At 44.0% G+C, this 16176-nt stretch carries 17 protein-coding genes; 1 reads left to right on the top strand and 16 read right to left on the bottom strand.

What is annotated here, in order from left to right; translation table 11 throughout:
• Positions 1 to 9: 9 nt before the first annotated feature.
• From fliR to DS891_RS00820, 16 genes are all read right to left on the bottom strand, one after another.
• On the bottom strand, positions 10 to 789 hold the full coding sequence (gene fliR, locus DS891_RS00895; RefSeq protein WP_010606365.1) for a flagellar biosynthetic protein FliR: 780 nt from the start codon (positions 787 to 789) through the stop codon (positions 10 to 12).
• 2 nt (positions 790 to 791) lie between these two features.
• Positions 792 to 1061, bottom strand: a complete 270-nt coding sequence (fliQ, locus tag DS891_RS00890) for a flagellar biosynthesis protein FliQ (protein ID WP_010369116.1) — start codon at positions 1059 to 1061, stop codon at positions 792 to 794.
• Position 1062: 1 nt separating this feature from the next.
• Positions 1063 to 1800 carry a flagellar type III secretion system pore protein FliP gene (gene fliP, locus DS891_RS00885; protein ID WP_010606364.1) on the bottom strand — a complete coding sequence of 246 codons (738 nt, stop codon included), beginning with the start codon at positions 1798 to 1800 and terminating at the stop codon, positions 1063 to 1065.
• Positions 1793 to 2251 carry a flagellar biosynthetic protein FliO gene (fliO, locus tag DS891_RS00880; RefSeq protein ID WP_174168556.1) on the bottom strand — a complete coding sequence of 153 codons (459 nt, stop codon included), beginning with the start codon at positions 2249 to 2251 and terminating at the stop codon, positions 1793 to 1795. The genes fliP and fliO overlap by 8 nt, the downstream gene beginning before the upstream one ends.
• Positions 2251 to 2649, bottom strand: coding sequence for a flagellar motor switch protein FliN (fliN, locus tag DS891_RS00875; protein WP_010369124.1), 399 nt, complete (start codon positions 2647 to 2649; stop codon positions 2251 to 2253). Before fliN ends, fliO begins: the two co-directional genes overlap by 1 nt.
• A gap of 72 nt (positions 2650 to 2721) precedes the next feature.
• A complete protein-coding gene (gene fliM / locus DS891_RS00870; RefSeq protein ID WP_010606361.1) occupies positions 2722 to 3816 on the bottom strand; it encodes a flagellar motor switch protein FliM in 1095 nt (364 codons plus the stop codon).
• Between the two features lie 10 nt (positions 3817 to 3826).
• Positions 3827 to 4351, bottom strand: a complete 525-nt coding sequence (gene fliL, locus DS891_RS00865) for a flagellar basal body-associated protein FliL (RefSeq protein ID WP_010606360.1) — start codon at positions 4349 to 4351, stop codon at positions 3827 to 3829.
• A gap of 43 nt (positions 4352 to 4394) precedes the next feature.
• Positions 4395 to 6482 (bottom strand): flagellar hook-length control protein FliK, encoded by a 2088-nt coding sequence (locus tag DS891_RS00860; protein ID WP_174168555.1) that lies wholly within the window; start codon positions 6480 to 6482, stop codon positions 4395 to 4397.
• Between the two features lie 142 nt (positions 6483 to 6624).
• A complete protein-coding gene (fliJ, locus tag DS891_RS00855; RefSeq protein WP_174168554.1) occupies positions 6625 to 7071 on the bottom strand; it encodes a flagellar export protein FliJ in 447 nt (148 codons plus the stop codon).
• The gene (gene fliI, locus DS891_RS00850) at positions 7071 to 8402 is read right to left on the bottom strand and encodes a flagellar protein export ATPase FliI (protein ID WP_102056486.1); all 1332 of its coding nucleotides are present in this window, start codon (positions 8400 to 8402) and stop codon (positions 7071 to 7073) included. Before fliI ends, fliJ begins: the two co-directional genes overlap by 1 nt.
• 72 nt (positions 8403 to 8474) lie before the next feature.
• The gene (gene fliH, locus DS891_RS00845; RefSeq protein WP_102056485.1) at positions 8475 to 9290 is read right to left on the bottom strand and encodes a flagellar assembly protein FliH; all 816 of its coding nucleotides are present in this window, start codon (positions 9288 to 9290) and stop codon (positions 8475 to 8477) included.
• A 3-nt stretch (positions 9291 to 9293) separates the two neighbouring features.
• Positions 9294 to 10334, bottom strand: a complete 1041-nt coding sequence (gene fliG / locus DS891_RS00840; protein WP_010369151.1) for a flagellar motor switch protein FliG — start codon at positions 10332 to 10334, stop codon at positions 9294 to 9296.
• Positions 10327 to 12045 carry a flagellar basal-body MS-ring/collar protein FliF gene (gene fliF, locus DS891_RS00835; RefSeq protein ID WP_130126591.1) on the bottom strand — a complete coding sequence of 573 codons (1719 nt, stop codon included), beginning with the start codon at positions 12043 to 12045 and terminating at the stop codon, positions 10327 to 10329. Before fliF ends, fliG begins: the two co-directional genes overlap by 8 nt.
• 20 nt (positions 12046 to 12065) lie before the next feature.
• Positions 12066 to 12398 (bottom strand): flagellar hook-basal body complex protein FliE, encoded by a 333-nt coding sequence (gene fliE / locus DS891_RS00830; protein ID WP_010369155.1) that lies wholly within the window; start codon positions 12396 to 12398, stop codon positions 12066 to 12068.
• Positions 12399 to 12655: 257 nt separating this feature from the next.
• Positions 12656 to 14035: a sigma-54 dependent transcriptional regulator gene (locus tag DS891_RS00825; protein ID WP_174168553.1), complete on the bottom strand. Its 1380-nt coding sequence runs from the start codon at positions 14033 to 14035 to the stop codon at positions 12656 to 12658.
• Entirely contained in the window at positions 14032 to 15132 is a 1101-nt protein-coding gene (locus DS891_RS00820; protein WP_174168552.1) for a PAS domain-containing sensor histidine kinase, read from the bottom strand. Before DS891_RS00820 ends, DS891_RS00825 begins: the two co-directional genes overlap by 4 nt.
• Before the next feature lie 236 nt (positions 15133 to 15368).
• Between DS891_RS00820 and DS891_RS00815 the strand changes: the two genes are divergently transcribed.
• Positions 15369 to 15968 (top strand): DNA-3-methyladenine glycosylase I, encoded by a 600-nt coding sequence (locus tag DS891_RS00815; protein WP_017218045.1) that lies wholly within the window; start codon positions 15369 to 15371, stop codon positions 15966 to 15968.
• Positions 15969 to 16176: the final 208 nt, after the last annotated feature.

Genomic DNA, 16176 nt, shown 5'->3' with positions numbered 1-16176 from the left:
TTCAAACTCCTAAACCGTACAACCAATTAGATCGCACATCAGCTCCGTCATTTTGAGCCATTGAAACTCAAATTGTGCTAAGAAGTTACCCAGTGTCGCCCAAATAATGGTAAGACCTGCAACCAGCGTAAAAGCAAACCCTACAGAGAAAATATTCATCTGAGGTGCAGCTCTGGTCATGATCCCAAACGAGATATTGATAACCAACATTGCCGTTAATGGAGCTAATGCAAGAGCCAGTGCCGTAGAAAACATCCAGCCCCCCCAATTAACGATTCTCCAAAAATTATCTACCACCCACCAATTACCTGCAATGGGAAAGCTTTCGAAGCTATACACTACCATTTGTATCATCATCAGGTGACCGTTATAAACAAAAAACAGTAATGTCGCTAATATTAAATAGAACTGACCAACTGCTGGGACACTTAATCCATTGGCAGGGTCAACAACAGATGCGAAACCAAGACCTGTTTGCATAGCAAGGATTTGACCCGCAATGATAAAAGTATTTAAAAGCAACAGAGAGCCAAAACCAATTGCGACTCCGGTCATCATTTCTTGAATAACAACCAAAATCATCGAAAAGGAGAACAAATCGGTAAATTCTGATTTGGGCAAAACGGGCACCACGGCAAAAGTGACGACCACAGCGAGCGCAAACTTAATTCGAGCCGGCACACTTTGTGCCCCAAGCCCCGCCATTACCATTATCATTGAGCTTATCCGCACCAGTGGAAGTAAAAAATCACTTAGCCACTGCATGATTACCGCAAAGGTGAACTCCATGGCTAACCTGCGATTTCAGGAATTCGCATAACCACGAGGTTAAAATAGTCCATCAGTTCTTGAGTTAACCAATGGCCACCAAAAATAAGGGCCAGAATCGTGATAATTAAACGCGGTAAAAAGCTTAATGTTTGCTCGTTAATTGATGTTGCAGCTTGAAACACAGCAACAACTAAACCAACTAGAAGCCCAGGTACTACAATCGCCGCCACCAGCTTGATGACTAAAAACAATGCATCACTTAAGATATCGACAAAGACTTCTGGTTCCACATTACACCCCCAATCCGAAGCTTCTGGCCAGTGTCCCCATGACCAAACTCCAACCGTCGACGAGCACAAAAAGCATAATCTTAAACGGCAAGGAAACTATCATTGGCGATAACATCATCATACCCATGGCCATCAAGACACTGGCTACAACTAAGTCGACTATCAAAAATGGAATAAAGAACATAAAGCCGATAATAAAAGCCGTTTGCAGCTCAGATGTAACGAAGGCCGGAATAATAACGATAAACGGCGTATCCTCAGGGCTATCAAGCTTGTCATAGCCCGCTATTTTAGCAAAGGTTTCCAGGTCTTTAATTCGGGTTTGTGACAACATGAAAGCTTTCATGGGTTCTTTGGCACGTTCAAGTGCTTGGATCGATGTGATTTCTTCTTTTATATATGGCTGCACCGCTTCATCATTTATCTGCGAAAATATAGGTGCCATTATAAATAGCGTCAAAAACAACGATAAACCGAGTAAAATTTGATTCGATGGCGATTGCTGTAGACCAATCGCTTGTCTCAAAATCGCAAGTACAACAATTATTCGAGTAAACGAAGTCATCATGATAACAGCGGCTGGAATAAAACTCAGCGCCGTCATAATGGCGAGCACTTGAAGTGTCACTGAGTACTCTTGAGAGCCATCAGGGTTTGTTGTGACGTTTATTGCTTCTATCCCTTCTGCAGAAGCTACCCCAGAAAACAGTAATAAACAGAGTATCAGCAATCTAGTCATGGCTTTTCTTATTTTGGTTATTGGCTACTTGCCCTTTTCCCGTTAAAAACTTTTGTAGCTCGTTTGCAAATGGCGTTCGGCTAACATCATCCAGTGGTGTTTCTAGCTGATATAAATAATTGATATTATTTGGTGTTACCCCGAGCAAGTGCTGTTTATCATCCAACTCTACAACCAGCAAACGCTCTTTCGTACCGAGCGATATACTGCGGATCACCTTAAAGTCCTTTTGGTTTACAATGTTGGGATTTAAACGCTTCAGCACAAATGCTAACCCCAAAATAAGTAAGATCACCAACACCAAGGACAATCCCATGGAGAGTAGTTCCGAGCTTAACCCCGCAGTACCTGCCCCTACAGAAGACTTAGGTACTACTCCTGACGTCGTTGCAACGGCAGCACTCGCGTAACAAGCAGTACTAAACAAAGCTACACACCAACCCCAGCGCATTAACGTAGCTTTTTAATACGCTCAACCTGACTAATAACGTCCGTTAAGCGAATACCAAACTTGTCGTTTACTACAACTACTTCACCGTGTGCAATCAACGTACCGTTAACAAGTACATCTAGCGGTTCACCAGCTACTCGATCCAACTCAACAACAGAGCCCTGATTTAGCTGTAATAAGTTACGAATATTAATTTTAGAGCGGCCAACTTCCATCGAAATGGTAACTGGAATGTCTAAAATGGTATCGAGTTTACGTTTTTCATCTGACGATAATGCAGGCGCTGAATCTTTGAGTTCATCTAACTCTGCAACTTCTGGCTCACTGCCACCTTCGGCACCTTCGGCTTCAGCTAGTGCTGCCGCCCATTCGTCCATAGTATCTTGATCATCGCTCATTGGATTACTACCTGATTAAGTTAATTTGTTGTCCATAATTAGTCTCATGACGTTGCTTGTACAACCTCACGACTACCAATCTAAATCCACACCTTCGGAAAGATGCAGATCTTCTTCTAATTCTGCCAGCTCAGCATCTGAATCGAGTTTTTTACCACCTTTGGTAAACACATGAAGCTCAGACTTCACTGATTCTGGCCGTTTAATTTTTTCACTGATCTGTAAAGCAACATTGTCACGAGAACGACCCATTTTAGCTCTAAAGGTTGGCAGCTCTTCTACAAATACGGTGACATGCTCTGGCATTTCCACAGGAATAACATCACCAGCTTGAAGTTTCATTATTTGCTCAAGTGATAAGTCCACTTCCAGCAACTGGGAGGAAATCTCAACTTCAACATCCATAATCTCATCACGAAGCGCTTTACTCCAACGCAGATCGGTATCTTCAGTATCTGATTGAACACCGGCATCGAGTAACTCTCGAATAGGTTCCAACATAGAGTAAGGCAATGAAATATGGAAATCGCCCCCTCCACCATCTAATTCAATATGAAAAGAGCTAATCACCACCACTTCAGTTGGCGATACAATATTCGCCATCGCGGGGTTAACCTCGGAGTCAAGATATTCAAACGACACATCCATAACCGGTGCCCAGGCTTCTTTGTAATCTTCAAAGATGATCTTAAGTAGCATCTGAACGATACGACGTTCTGTAGGTGTAAACTCACGCCCCTCGATCTTGGCATGATAACGACCATCTCCACCAAAAAAGTTGTCTACAAGGATAAAAACCAACCGGGCTTCCATGGTTATCAGGCCAGTACCTTTTAGTGGCCTAAAGCGCACCATATTCAAGCTGGTAGGAACGAACAGAGTATGAATATACTCGCCAAACTTAAGCATTTGCACACCATTGATAGACACTTCAGCGGTGCGGCGCATCATGTTGAAAAGGCTTATCCGCATATGGCGGGCAAATCGTTCATTAACGATTTCAAGCGTCGGCATCCGCCCACGCACAATCCTATCTTGAGACGAAAAGTCATACTGTAAGGCACCAGCGCCTTCGCCGTCACCACTATCACCGATTTCGTCTTCTTCGACTTCATCTACACCATGGAGTAGCGCATCAATTTCGTCTTGGGATAATAAATCGCTCACAAATACTACCTTATTGCATTACAAAGCCAGTAAACAACACACGCTCGATTACTTTGCTACCTTCAACCCCTTCCATCGCAGCTTGGACTTTATCTAGCGCCGTTAAGCGCAAAGTTTCTTTACCTGCACTTGTGCTTAACTCATCAGCGGTAGTCGTTGAAAACACGCTAAGTAAAGTACCTTCAATCAAGGGAATATGCTTCTTTGCTACTTCTTCATTAACATCACCGCGAACCAGCAGCTGAACTTTAATTTGCACAATTCTATCGCGACTTGCACCAGGTACATTGAAAACAAAGGGACGGGGCATGGCAACGTACAGTGCACTCCCCATTTGCGCAGCGCTACCTTGCTCCGCTTTAACTTCGCTTGCTGTCGTTTCTTCTGCTAAGGATTCTTCTGGCGCATCTGAGCCTGAAAATAAGAAAAACCCTGCGACACCGCCGAGTACCAATACCGCAGCGACAATAATGATAATCAGCTTTTTCTTGGAACCACCCGTTTCTTCTATTTCTAAGTCGGTTTCTTCAGCCATAGCAAGCCCTTATGATCTTTATTAATTACAATAATAGCAGGTGTTAGGCATAGTAATCTATTGCAGAATCAGTATTTCTCTTTTGTGATGGTTGTGGATTGTCAGAAACCCCCGATTCATCACCTAGAGTTTGCTGTCCACTCGTATTGCCACCAGCAGTTTGCGACTCTGATTCAGTATTTCCACCTTGCTGATGTGATATTTGGCTGTCACCCAGTTCAATACCCTGCTCAGCTAACATTTCTCTTAGTCTTGGCAGTGATTGCTCTAGTAATTCTTTAGCTTGCTGATTTTGCACCACAATATTCACTTGAGCCTGCTCTGCATCGCTTTTTATTCGAATTTGCATCGCCCCAAGCTCTGGCGGGTCTAAGCGAATCTCAGCTTCCTTATTGTTAAGGTTAAGCATCAACCCTACCCGTTGATGCAGCTCTTTAGCGGCATCTTGACGTGCTATGTTAATCGCCTGTTGAAGATTAGCATCTGTCGCTTGCTTTGTCTGTGTTGTGCTTTGGTTTGTTGGCTGAGACTGTTGAATTTGCTGAACTTCTTTCAGTGTTTGGTTTAGTGAGCTAGTGTCTTGCGATACACTTACAGGACTTGCTTCAGGCTTAACTTGATTTGGTATCGCTGCTGCAGTATTCGCCGATTGACGCTCATTTTTAACCGCCTCTTTCGCGATGCTTGCTTCCGCTTGCATCAGCTTACTATTTTCTTTATCAACTACCTTTTCACTTATTTGCTTTTCTAAGTTCTGTTTTTCTGAACTTTGCTTCTCTACAGCTAACTTTTCATCGCTAGTCAATTTATTCACAGCTATATTTTTTTCAGCACGTTCACCCTCTTTAACTACCACGGCCTGCTGCTCACTATTGTTAGACTTTTCTTGCGCGCTATTTACATTAAAAGACGCTTGGGTAGTATCTTTAACATCCGTAGCAGCTTCTTGCGGGGTGTTTGTTGAAGTTTGTGTTACGACAGAGGATGGCACAAATGCTTTAAATTGCTGTACATTTGCGATATCAACACCTTTACCAATTAATTGAGCTACGGCTTTTTGTACACTTGGCGACGCATCATAAATATCCAGCTTGCCAGCCATCACGGCTTTTAATTCTTGTTGTTGCTGTACGGTCAACTTTTCTACCATGGTTTGCACATCTGTAGTGCTTTTTGTACTTACTGCGTTTTTGTCTTTCGCGGTTTGTGTACTCGCCTCAGAAATGATTTGCTTTGTTTCTGATTGCTTAGCTTCAGATGAGGAAACAGATTGAGCAAGCTCTGATTTCTTAGCGGCTAAGAGTCCTTTCTGTTGCGCGGTTTCAGACTCACTTTCAACTTGAGACTCGACTGGCTTATTAGCGCTTGGATCCCGTTTTTCTATGTTTGTATTGGTAACCAAGGCTTGAGTGCTAGTATCCTTTTGCAACTTAGGCTGTAATGTTTGTTCTTTAGCTTCTGAACTGTCATTCAATAACGAAGGTTTAGCAACCTCACCTTCTGGGTCTTGGCTGTCCAAAGAAGTTGCCTGCTGTAATAACGAGGTTGGCTTAGTGCCGGCGTTTTCAGTTTGGCCTTTCCCCCCTCGAGTTAGTGGACTGGCTTCGTCTTGTAGCTGCTCCTGAGATGGTGCACTATCGCTAGCTACAACCTCTTCATCAGTCAAAGAAGCATTGCCCAATGCTTCTTTGACTGATTGCGCAATTACTGTTGGGGTTTGGCTCAATGAAGTGCTCTGCTGTTTTGCAGCGTTGATCTGAGCATATAAATCATTATCCGGGGGATCAGGAAGCGGTTTGTCCGCAACTACCAAGCCTTTGTCAGTGTAGCTAACAGTAGAAGTTGGTACTTCCCCTTGCAGCTTAGAGGAAGAGGCTTGTGCTTTACTGTCTGACTGCGGAGCATCATCTGATGCGACTTCGCTATCTATTGGCGCATCCAGCTCTGAGGTTACAGGATCTGCAGACTCTTTTACCTGCTTGTTTGCACTCTCTTGCTCGGCTAACTCAGCCATTAAAGCACTAAACCCAGAGCTGTCCTCAGAACCCTCAGCATCTGTCTCCTGGAATTTTTCTTTAATATCAACCTCGTTACTGCCTCGTTGCAGCATGGATGCAAGCATTAGATTCATCTTAAAGCTACCTCATAAAGTGGCAATGTCCTGCCGTTGTAATACACCATTAAAAACCAACACTATGAATATTAGTGACTTTTACGAGTGAACTACCTAAATAATAAAACGCTAATTATTACGAAGCATATTTCGAGCCAACTTACCAAGCACGCGCTCTTCGTACAAACTGATTCGTTGCAAACTCATCAAGCATCTTTTGCTCTGCTTTGGCTAGACGAGTTTGCTTCGCGAGAGCTTGCTTCTCGATAAGCTTTTCAATTGCCTTCGTTTTAGCCTGTTGCGCTAGCCATAGCTTGCGGCGTTGTTCAACCACCTGCTTCGCGGTGTTGACCGTTTTTGCTTGCTGATCAATAGCCTGCTCAATCTTATTAATAAAGTTATGGTATTGATTGAAACCGCCACTAGACAGACCAACTTGTGCTTTACTATGAAGCTGCATGCTGTATTCCAGACGGAAATCGTTTAGTCCCGATAACCGTTGTTGGTTTGTTGCTAAGTGCTGCTGCGCTTGAACAAAATTCGCTCGAAGGCTATCTTCTTTGTCTTTTTCTAGCTTAAGCAATAAAGTCAGTTTGTTATTTGCCATTATGCTTGTCCTAGTAGCTTAGCGAGGCCTTGTAAACACTCGTCATAATTGATCACGTCTTTCATGCCTTGCTGAAGGAAGTTATTCACCGCAGGCATCATATTTATCGCCTGATCTAACATCTGATCACTGCCACGTTGATAAGCACCTAAGGTGATCATGTCTTTATTCTGCTGGTACATTGAATAGACTTGCTTGAGCACTCTGGCTTGCTGCATGTGTGCCTCTGATACCACTTGAGGCATGACTCGACTGATGGACTTTTCAATATCTATCGCTGGGTAATGACCACTATCGGCAAGCTCTCGTGATAACACAATATGACCATCCAAAATAGCTCGGGCAGCATCGGCGATAGGGTCTTGCATATCATCACCTTCACTCAATACCGTAAAAAATGCGGTAATTGAGCCTTGTCCCTCACCACCATTACCTGCGCGCTCAACCAACGCTGGGAGCTTTGCAAACACGGAAGGCGGATACCCTTTTGTGGCTGGCGGCTCGCCTACAGCAAGCGCTATCTCACGTTGTGCCATGGCATAGCGCGTCACCGAATCCAGTAACAACAGTACATTTAACCCTTGATCGCGAAAATACTCCGCAATAGTCACAGCACTCTCACAGCCTTTTAAGCGCATCAGCGGTGAGGCATCGGCGGGAGCGGCAACCACTACGGAGCGGCGTCTACCCTCGACGCCCAAAATCTCATCGATAAATTCTTTCACCTCACGACCACGTTCACCAACCAAGCCAACGACAATAACATCCGCTTCACTGCCTCGTGTCATCATGCCAAGCAATACCGATTTACCCACACCACTCCCTGCAAACAGCCCCATACGTTGGCCTTGACCCACTGTCACGATCGAATTTATCGCACGCACGCCTACATCCATTGGTGAGTCGATTGGGCGTCTTGCAAGTGGGTTGATTTGCGCTGCGGCAAATTTCAGGTGTTTCTCAGCATCAATGGCACCAAGACCATCTAGTGGTCTACCAAGTCCATCAACTACACGGCCAAGTAGACCCATACCGACAGGTAATCCAGCATCCTTAACTTTTGGGATCACTCGCGCTCCAGGGAGGACGCCTGTAATATGGTCGTTTGGCATAAGATAAAGCGTTTCTTGATTGAAACCGATGACTTCTGCATCAATAAAGCCGCCCAGCGTCTCGATTTTACATTGACTGCCGACGGGAGCACTTAGCCCCCTAGCTTCAAGGGTGAGGCCAACCACACGGGTGAGGCTGCCAGCAACCGCAACCCCATATGGTTTGATAAATTTCTGATACTTACTGATGCGCTCGCTCATAGCAGCAGATGTCGACATGTTCGCAATTACCTTAGGAAGGCATCGTTATCTTGATTTGATTGCTTCGCTTATCTTGATAACAGTGCAGTATTATTGGTTTATACCGCTATCTTGCAAAAATGATTCCAACACTTCGCTAATACGGTTTTTAAGCGTCATATCAATGGATGACTGTGGTGTTTTCACCTCGCAGCCACCTCTGTCCAACGTCGGCTCTGGAAGTAACTGCCAATGCTGTGATTGTATATGTTCCTCGCCGTACATGGCTTGCACTAAAGCTAAATCTTCGGGGTGCAAATGGATGCGTACTGATTGATCTTTGACAGGCAGCGCGTCCATCGCTTTTTTCAACGCGTTTAAAATGAGCTCAGGCGTGGTCTTGAGCTCTTTAAAAATAACCTGCTCTGCCAATAAATTGACGAGTACAACCAGCTGCTTTTCACACTCATCATCAACCTTTTTCAGTGGCGTTTGCATGCCATCTAAAATAGTGGATAGCGCTTTCATCCTTTCTTCAATGAGAGGTTGTGCTTCCTCAAGTCCCTTTTCTTTACCTATTTCTACGCCTTCTTTATAACCGGCTTCTTTACCTTCAGAAACTCCTTTGTCAAAGCCTTCAATATAGCCTTGTTCGTGGCCTTGCTTTATTCCTTCGTCGTAGGCATCCTGACGGATCTGCTCTAATTCTTCAATGGTCAAAGTAGGGAATTCAGGCTCTTGCGGCTCAGGTTCTGCGCTCACCTCTCTCTTAGTATACAACTCTTCCAACGGCGTACCGAAGGCCGTAGAACGACCTCGGTATTTTTCAGGCTTATCCGTAACATCTGGAATGGGCCAGTTTTCTAATAACTCATCCAGTGCTTCGGTGCTGACAGGGCGGCCTTTATACAACTTTTTATCGACCATGGTTTATAGGAACTCCTCACCACCGCCGCCACCAAGCATAATTTCACCTGAGTCAGCCAAACGTCTAGCCGTTGCCAGAATCTCTTTTTGTGCAGCTTCGACTTCACTGATCCGCACTGGAGGCATAGCCTCAAGGTCATCTTGCATCATCTCAGCAGCACGTTTAGACATATTCTTCATAATCTTTTCTTTTAAAGATTCGTCCGCGCCTTTAATTGCTTTCATCAGTACGTCTTGCTGCACTTCACGCAGTATGGCTTGGATCCCTCGGTCTTCGACATCCATCAAGTTTTCAAACACGAACATGAGGTCTTGAATTTGTTGCGACATTTCTTCGTCATGTTCTCGGATTGAATCCATCAACTGGCCTTCAATATTGGTATCCAAGTAGTTCATGATATCTGCAGCGGCTTTTAAGCCACCCATTTTCGCTGCTTGTGCACCAGCTTGACCTGCGAACTGTTTCTCCATGATCTCGTTGAGTTCTTGCAGTGCCGCAGGTTGTACTTCTTCTAAGTTTGCAATACGCATTGTTAAATCTAAGCGTACTTTCTCAGGAAACTGAGACAAAATTTCGGCGGATTGCTCAGGCTCGAGATAAGACAATACAATCGTTTGGATCTGCGGGTGCTCGTTGCGGATAATATTGGCAACTTGCTTCGAGTCCATCCACTTCAACGAATCCAACCCTTTTGCACCAGAGCCCATAACGATTTGGTCAATAAGGCTTGCCGCTTTGTCTTCACCAAGTGCTGCGGTTAGCGCCTTCTTAATAAAATCTTCCGATTGGAAACCAATTGTACTAAAACTTTGAATTTGTTCGATAAACAAATTGTGCACAGCTGCAATTTTAGCCTGAGATAGGTCATCCATGGAGGCCATCGCCATACCGACCTTTTGCACTTGCTTCGGCTCTAAGTGTTTCAAAATCTGAGCCGCATCTTCTTCAGTCAAACTAAGCAGTAAGATGGCAGCCTTGTCGACGCCATCTAGCTTGTCAACGTCAAAGGCTGCGGGCAATTGTTTTTGTTCTTGATCAGTCATCTTCTGTCAACCACGCTTTCACAACTTGTGATGAGAGTTCTGGTTCGTTAGCAACTAAGGCACGTACTGCTTTGAGTAAGTCCTCGTCGCCATGTAAGTCTGGCAATTGTAATCTACCGTCAGAAGAGAAGCCAACCGCAGACTCATCGAATTCGTTATTTAGCATATCGAGTGTACTGTCACCTAAATCTACACCACTGGTCAACGCATCTTCATCAAAATCTTCAAGCGTATCATCTGGGTAAATTAGACGCTTAAGCATAGGTCTTACTACCGCTAAGATTAGCACAATGATCACTAAGGTACCTGCTGCAAGACGGATTGTCTTTTGGAACCAATCTTGCTCCCAAAGTGGTATCTCTTGCATTTCAGTGAGGTCTTCACGCACGAATGGCACAGTCACTACCTCTAGTGCATCACCTCGCTGCATATCAAAGCCCACACCACCTTGTAGCAAACGACGGATGTTATTTAACTCTTCTTGCGTACGCGGCGCCATTGCCATGTTACCTTCAGCATCAGGTTTTGCGAGGTAGTCAACGGCCACACTCACACTGATCCGGCGAATAACCCCAGTTTGCTGACGTTTATGGCTAATAGTGGTATCTAACTCATAGTTACGGGTTGCTTCTTTTTGATTACTGCTTGGTGTTGCACTTTGACCATTGCCGCCTTGACCCGCAATCTCTGGGATATTTGAGTTTATAGGAGGTTGATTAGTCAGCGCCCCCGGAATACCCACAGCTAAACCACCAATATTATTTTCTTCATACGTCGTTTCGCTACGAACCGCAGGTAAATCTGGGTTATAACGTTTTTGCGTTTCTTCAACTGCGCTGAAGTCCATCGTTAAGTCAACCTGCGCGGTAAAGTTACCAAGACCTACAGTTGGGATCAGGATGCTATCAATTTTTTCTAGATATTCTTGTTCACGCTTACGTTCGATTTCATACTCTTTTCTCGAGCGCGCAGCTAAAGAGTCTTGAGAACCAGAGTTGAGTAGACGACCGTTTTGATCGGTGACAGTCACGCGTGAAGGCTCTAGGCCTTGTACCGCTGATGCCACAATGTCTACGATTGAATCAACTTCTTCGCCGCCAAGCGTTTTGCCACGTTTAAGGGTAATAACTACGGTTGCAGAGGGTTTTTTCTCGCGACGTGCAAAGACGTTTTCTTTTGGAATTGCAAGTAACACTTTTGCACGATTTACGTCTTGTAACTCTTCAATTGTTCTCGCAAGTTGTTGCTCACGGCTATGTTTTAAGCGCTCTCTTTCAAGACGTTGGCTAACACCAAAACCCATATCTTGCATCAGAATATCAGTGCCAGAACTCGGAGACTGGGTAAAACCGTCACGCGCCATGCGTAGTTTTATGTCTTGATAGTCCGACTCAGCGACTAAAATGGTATTACCATCTAATTGGTATTCAATTTTCTGTTGGTCTAAAAAGTCTAACGTTTCGACGAGTTCTTCTGTTGGGTATTTACCAAGTGGGCGCATATCTGGTTGGCGCGCCCAAATGATAATAAAGATTGCGATTGCTAAACAAATAGCAAGGGCAATAACCAGAGTAACCTGGCGCAACATATCAACACCGCTTAGCGCACTGAAGTAGCCTGATTTTTGCTCTTGTTGCTCATCCGATCCGCTGTCATTATTCAGCGCTGCATCGGAAAGCGTAAGATCTGTTGATTGATTAGTAGCCACGATTACTCTCCACAGTCACTCAATTAAACTGGCATGCTCATGATTTCTTTATAGGCCTCTACAAGTTTATTACGAACTTGCACTGTTGCCTCAAAAGCGACCGACGATTTTTGTTTCGCTATCATGGCTTCTGCAAGAGAAACGCTTCTGTCACCCATTTCAACAGCGGTGACTTTTTGTTTCGCTTCTTGTTGTAAGCCATGAACCGTATTAAGTGCGTCTGAGAGTAAATCGCCAAACTGAGCCGACGAAGATGCCGCCGTCTTAACCGGCTGCACTGATGGCTGTGTGTTTCTCGTCGCTTCTGCAGCCATTGCCTGCATTTCTTGAAATAGCGCTGATGATTGTACTTTCATGATGCTTTACTCAAAATAACTCTTAGTTACCTGTAATAAAGCAGAAAACGTGCCAACTTAAAATCGTTAATTTTCAGTATGTTGAAACATTTTTAGCATGTCGAAAAATTGGCAGTGCATAGAAGTGAAAACTAGGCGCCTAAGATCTGCTGATCTTTATAGGCACCTAATTAAATTTGAATTAACAGATAAAGCTTAGCCTGAGGTTTGGATAAGCAATGAGCTAACTCATTGTTTTTAAGCTCAGCTAACTTAGGTTAAGCGGGTAGCGCAATCCCTAAATCTCGCATTTTTGCCAGCTTGTAGCGAAGTGTGCGAGGACTCATACCCAATACCTCCGCCACCTCTTTACGTTTGCCATTAAACTTTGCCAGTGTATCTAAAATAATTTGGTGTTCTTTATCCTGTAACTCATCCTTATAGCTAATGATCTCATCCTCACCTTGAGAGCGCTCCATTAGAGCTGATGCTTCATGATTTACAAGTGGTGCAGACTCAATCAAAGCCATCGGTGAGAAATTTTCGATAAAAATATCATCTTCTTGAATTTCATTACCTTGGAACAAAATCAGGGCACGTTGAATAACGTTGTCTAGCTCTCTTACGTTTCCAGGCCAACTGTGTGAACTGAGCTTGCGCTTTGCACCGCTGCTTAATATAGGTGTTGGCTTGCCTGCTTTTTGCGTATGTCTTACCAACAAATGCTCAGCTAACACAGCGATATCACCCGCTCTGTCCTTCAGTGGCAACCACTCTAGTGGGAAAACATTGAGGCGATAATATAAATCTTCTCTAAATACCCCATCATCCACCGCTTCTTTTAAATCGCGGTTACTGGTTGCCAACACTCTGACGTCCAGTGAAATGGTTTTTCTACTGCCTAAACGCTCTACTTCCCGCTCTTGTAACACGCGAAGTAATTTTGCTTGTAATCCCAAATCCATCTCTGTGATCTCATCAAGCAAAATCGTTCCCTTTTGTGCTTGCTCAAATTTTCCAGGACACGCCTGAATGGCACCTGTAAATGCCCCCTTCTCGTAACCAAACAGGGTCGCTTCGAGCATATTTTCTGGGATTGCAGCGCAGTTAATTGCGATAAAGGGATCATCTGCTCTGTCGGATTTATCGTGAATATAGCGAGCTAACACTTCTTTACCTGAACCGCTCGGTCCAAGTACCATAACGCTGGCATCCGACTTAGCTACTTTTGCAGCCAGTTCAAGTAGTTTAATACTCTTTGGATCGGCAACAATGGGGCCATCTGTCTCTTTTTCCTTCTCAGGTAGATAACGTCCAACCATATTGAGCAATACTTCAGGCGCAAATGGCTTAGCCATATAGTCGATGGCACCCAATCTCATCGCTTCAACCGCATCATCAATGGTCGCGTATGCTGTCATCATCAATACCGGTAATTCGGGATAGTTGAGTTTAATGGTCTTTAACAAGTCAAGCCCACTCATGGCACCCATTTGCACGTCACTCACCACCAAAGAAAAGGTTTCTTGCTTGAGCAATAAAACGGCTTGTTCCGCACAACTTGCTTCTACGCACTCGATATTTGAAAGCTGCAATGTATCAATGAGTGCTTCTCTTAAACCAGCATCATCTTCAACAACTAAAACTCTGTTACTCATAGTTCCTCCGCCTCAATTAGTGGTAGTACCAAGCTAAAACGCGCACCCTTGCCTTCAATATTGTCTGCCTGTGCAAACCCTTTGTGTGCGTTAGCGACCGAATTAACCACCGCAAGTCCTAACCCAGTCCCCTGCGACTTAGTTGTAAAAAATGGTTCAAACAACTTGTCGACTAAGGTTTCATCAATACCAGGACCATTATCAACAACTGAGATACGTACATACTCGCCACACGGCTCGCGCTCTGCATTAAGTTCAATGTGTGCCGCACTGCCAATTATTTGAATACTGTTGTGGATCAGGTTTTGGATCGCACTTGCAAGCGCCGTACGATTACCTAATATTTCGATATCTGGCTCGGGTAAAAATGCTTCCAACTTTGCTTGGTTAAGCTCAACCATAGCGTCAGCACCCGCTTTGACTTCACTCAATAACTGTTGCATTGACACTCGCTCAACCACTTGTTGTTCACCGCTTTTAGCGAACAACAGCATGTCATTAACTTGGCTTTCTAAGTCTTTTAACCGAGACATCAACTTATCGTGAAACTTTTCTCGAGAAGCCGAAGGAAGATTAGCTGCACCAAGATTTGCACCATATAACATCGCAGCCGATAACGGCGTACGCACTTGATGCGCCAATGAGGCAACCATTTTTCCTAACGCACTTAATCTTTGCATATGCGCAACACGACTTTGGAGCCGGCGCGTCTCGGTGAGATCTGTCATCAAAATGAGTTGCCCAGGTTCCGGTGTTAGCGCGGTAATATCTAACTTAATTCTTCTGCCATCTTTAAGAGAGACTTCATGACCATCGTCCTGCTGTGGTCGAAATGAACGCTGAATAACGCTAAACCACTTTTCACCTTCGAGTGGTTCACCCAACATATCCATCGCGATTTGATTTGCCTTGGCAATCATACCTTGACCATCAAGTACCACGACACCCGCAGGCATAGTATCAACAAGATGGCTTAACCAACTCGCCTGCTGCCTAAGGTCGCTTAGCTCACCGACGTAGGCTTCTTGCAGCAAACAGGGATTGTAGCGATTCGTCGTTGGTACAAATTGTGGATTAATAACATGTGCTAATGCCATTTTTCCGCTCTCTTAAAAATAAACTCAATGGATAAAAGCAAAAAACGATCCAACTTTATATTCCTTTTAAAACATAGAGTTATATAACACTTAACAATATCAATTTATTGACACTGTTTTTATATACAGCATTGTGATAGAGTTTTTGAAAGCCAAATGTGATGCCGCAATGAGTAGTTGGCGTAATAAATCATTTAGCTTATTCATATTCACAATTAGATAGAAGAGAGCCAACAATGACAATACGATGCGGCTGGGTGGACGAGAGCAAACCCGATTATGTTGAGTACCATGATAAGGAATGGGGAAGACCTGTACTGGATGACCAGAGCTTGTTTGAGTTTATCACATTGGAATCTGCACAAGCTGGCTTAAGCTGGTATACCATTTTAAAAAAACGTGAAGGCTATAGAAAAGCATTCCACGATTTTGATGTACACAAAGTGAGCCAGATGACAGAGCAAGATATCGAGCGGCTATTAGCATTTGACGGAATTATTAGAAACCGCGCAAAAATCGCAGCAACGATAAACAACGCTAAGCGATTTATTGAAATTCAGCAAGAGTTTGGCAGCTTTGCAAAATACCAGTGGCAATTTGTTAATTACAAGCCTGTTATCAATCCCATGCGTGACAAACACGATGCCGTTGCCACCAGTGAACTCAGCGACAAATTTGCTAAGGACTTAAAAAAACGTGGATTTAAGTTTTTAGGCTCAACCACCGTGTATGCACATATGCAAGCTTGCGGCATGGTTAACGACCATGCCGATAACTGTTTTTGCAAACAAACCATTATTGCCAGTTATCAAGACTTGGATTTTACTCAACTTTAAACAATAAAGTACAAGGCCGCGTATTAAGCGGCCTTGCTGAGTTGAGCCGGTAACCTGAACTTGGAATAACAACTTGTTCTCTAGCAGCTGTTATCCCTTACTACTGCGTTAAATTTGCTTGCAATAGGCCAGCTATTGACGCACAAATTTGCCTTGTATTAAGAAATAACTTCTAGCTAGAGTGATACTACGCTTTTGAATTTAGTGA

Origin of the sequence: Pseudoalteromonas sp. JC28, assembly GCF_013319255.1 — a bacterium.
Taxonomy (GTDB): domain Bacteria; phylum Pseudomonadota; class Gammaproteobacteria; order Enterobacterales; family Alteromonadaceae; genus Pseudoalteromonas.
The sequence above is the reverse complement of the archived record's forward strand: the minus strand, read 5'-3'. Positions and strand labels throughout refer to the sequence as shown.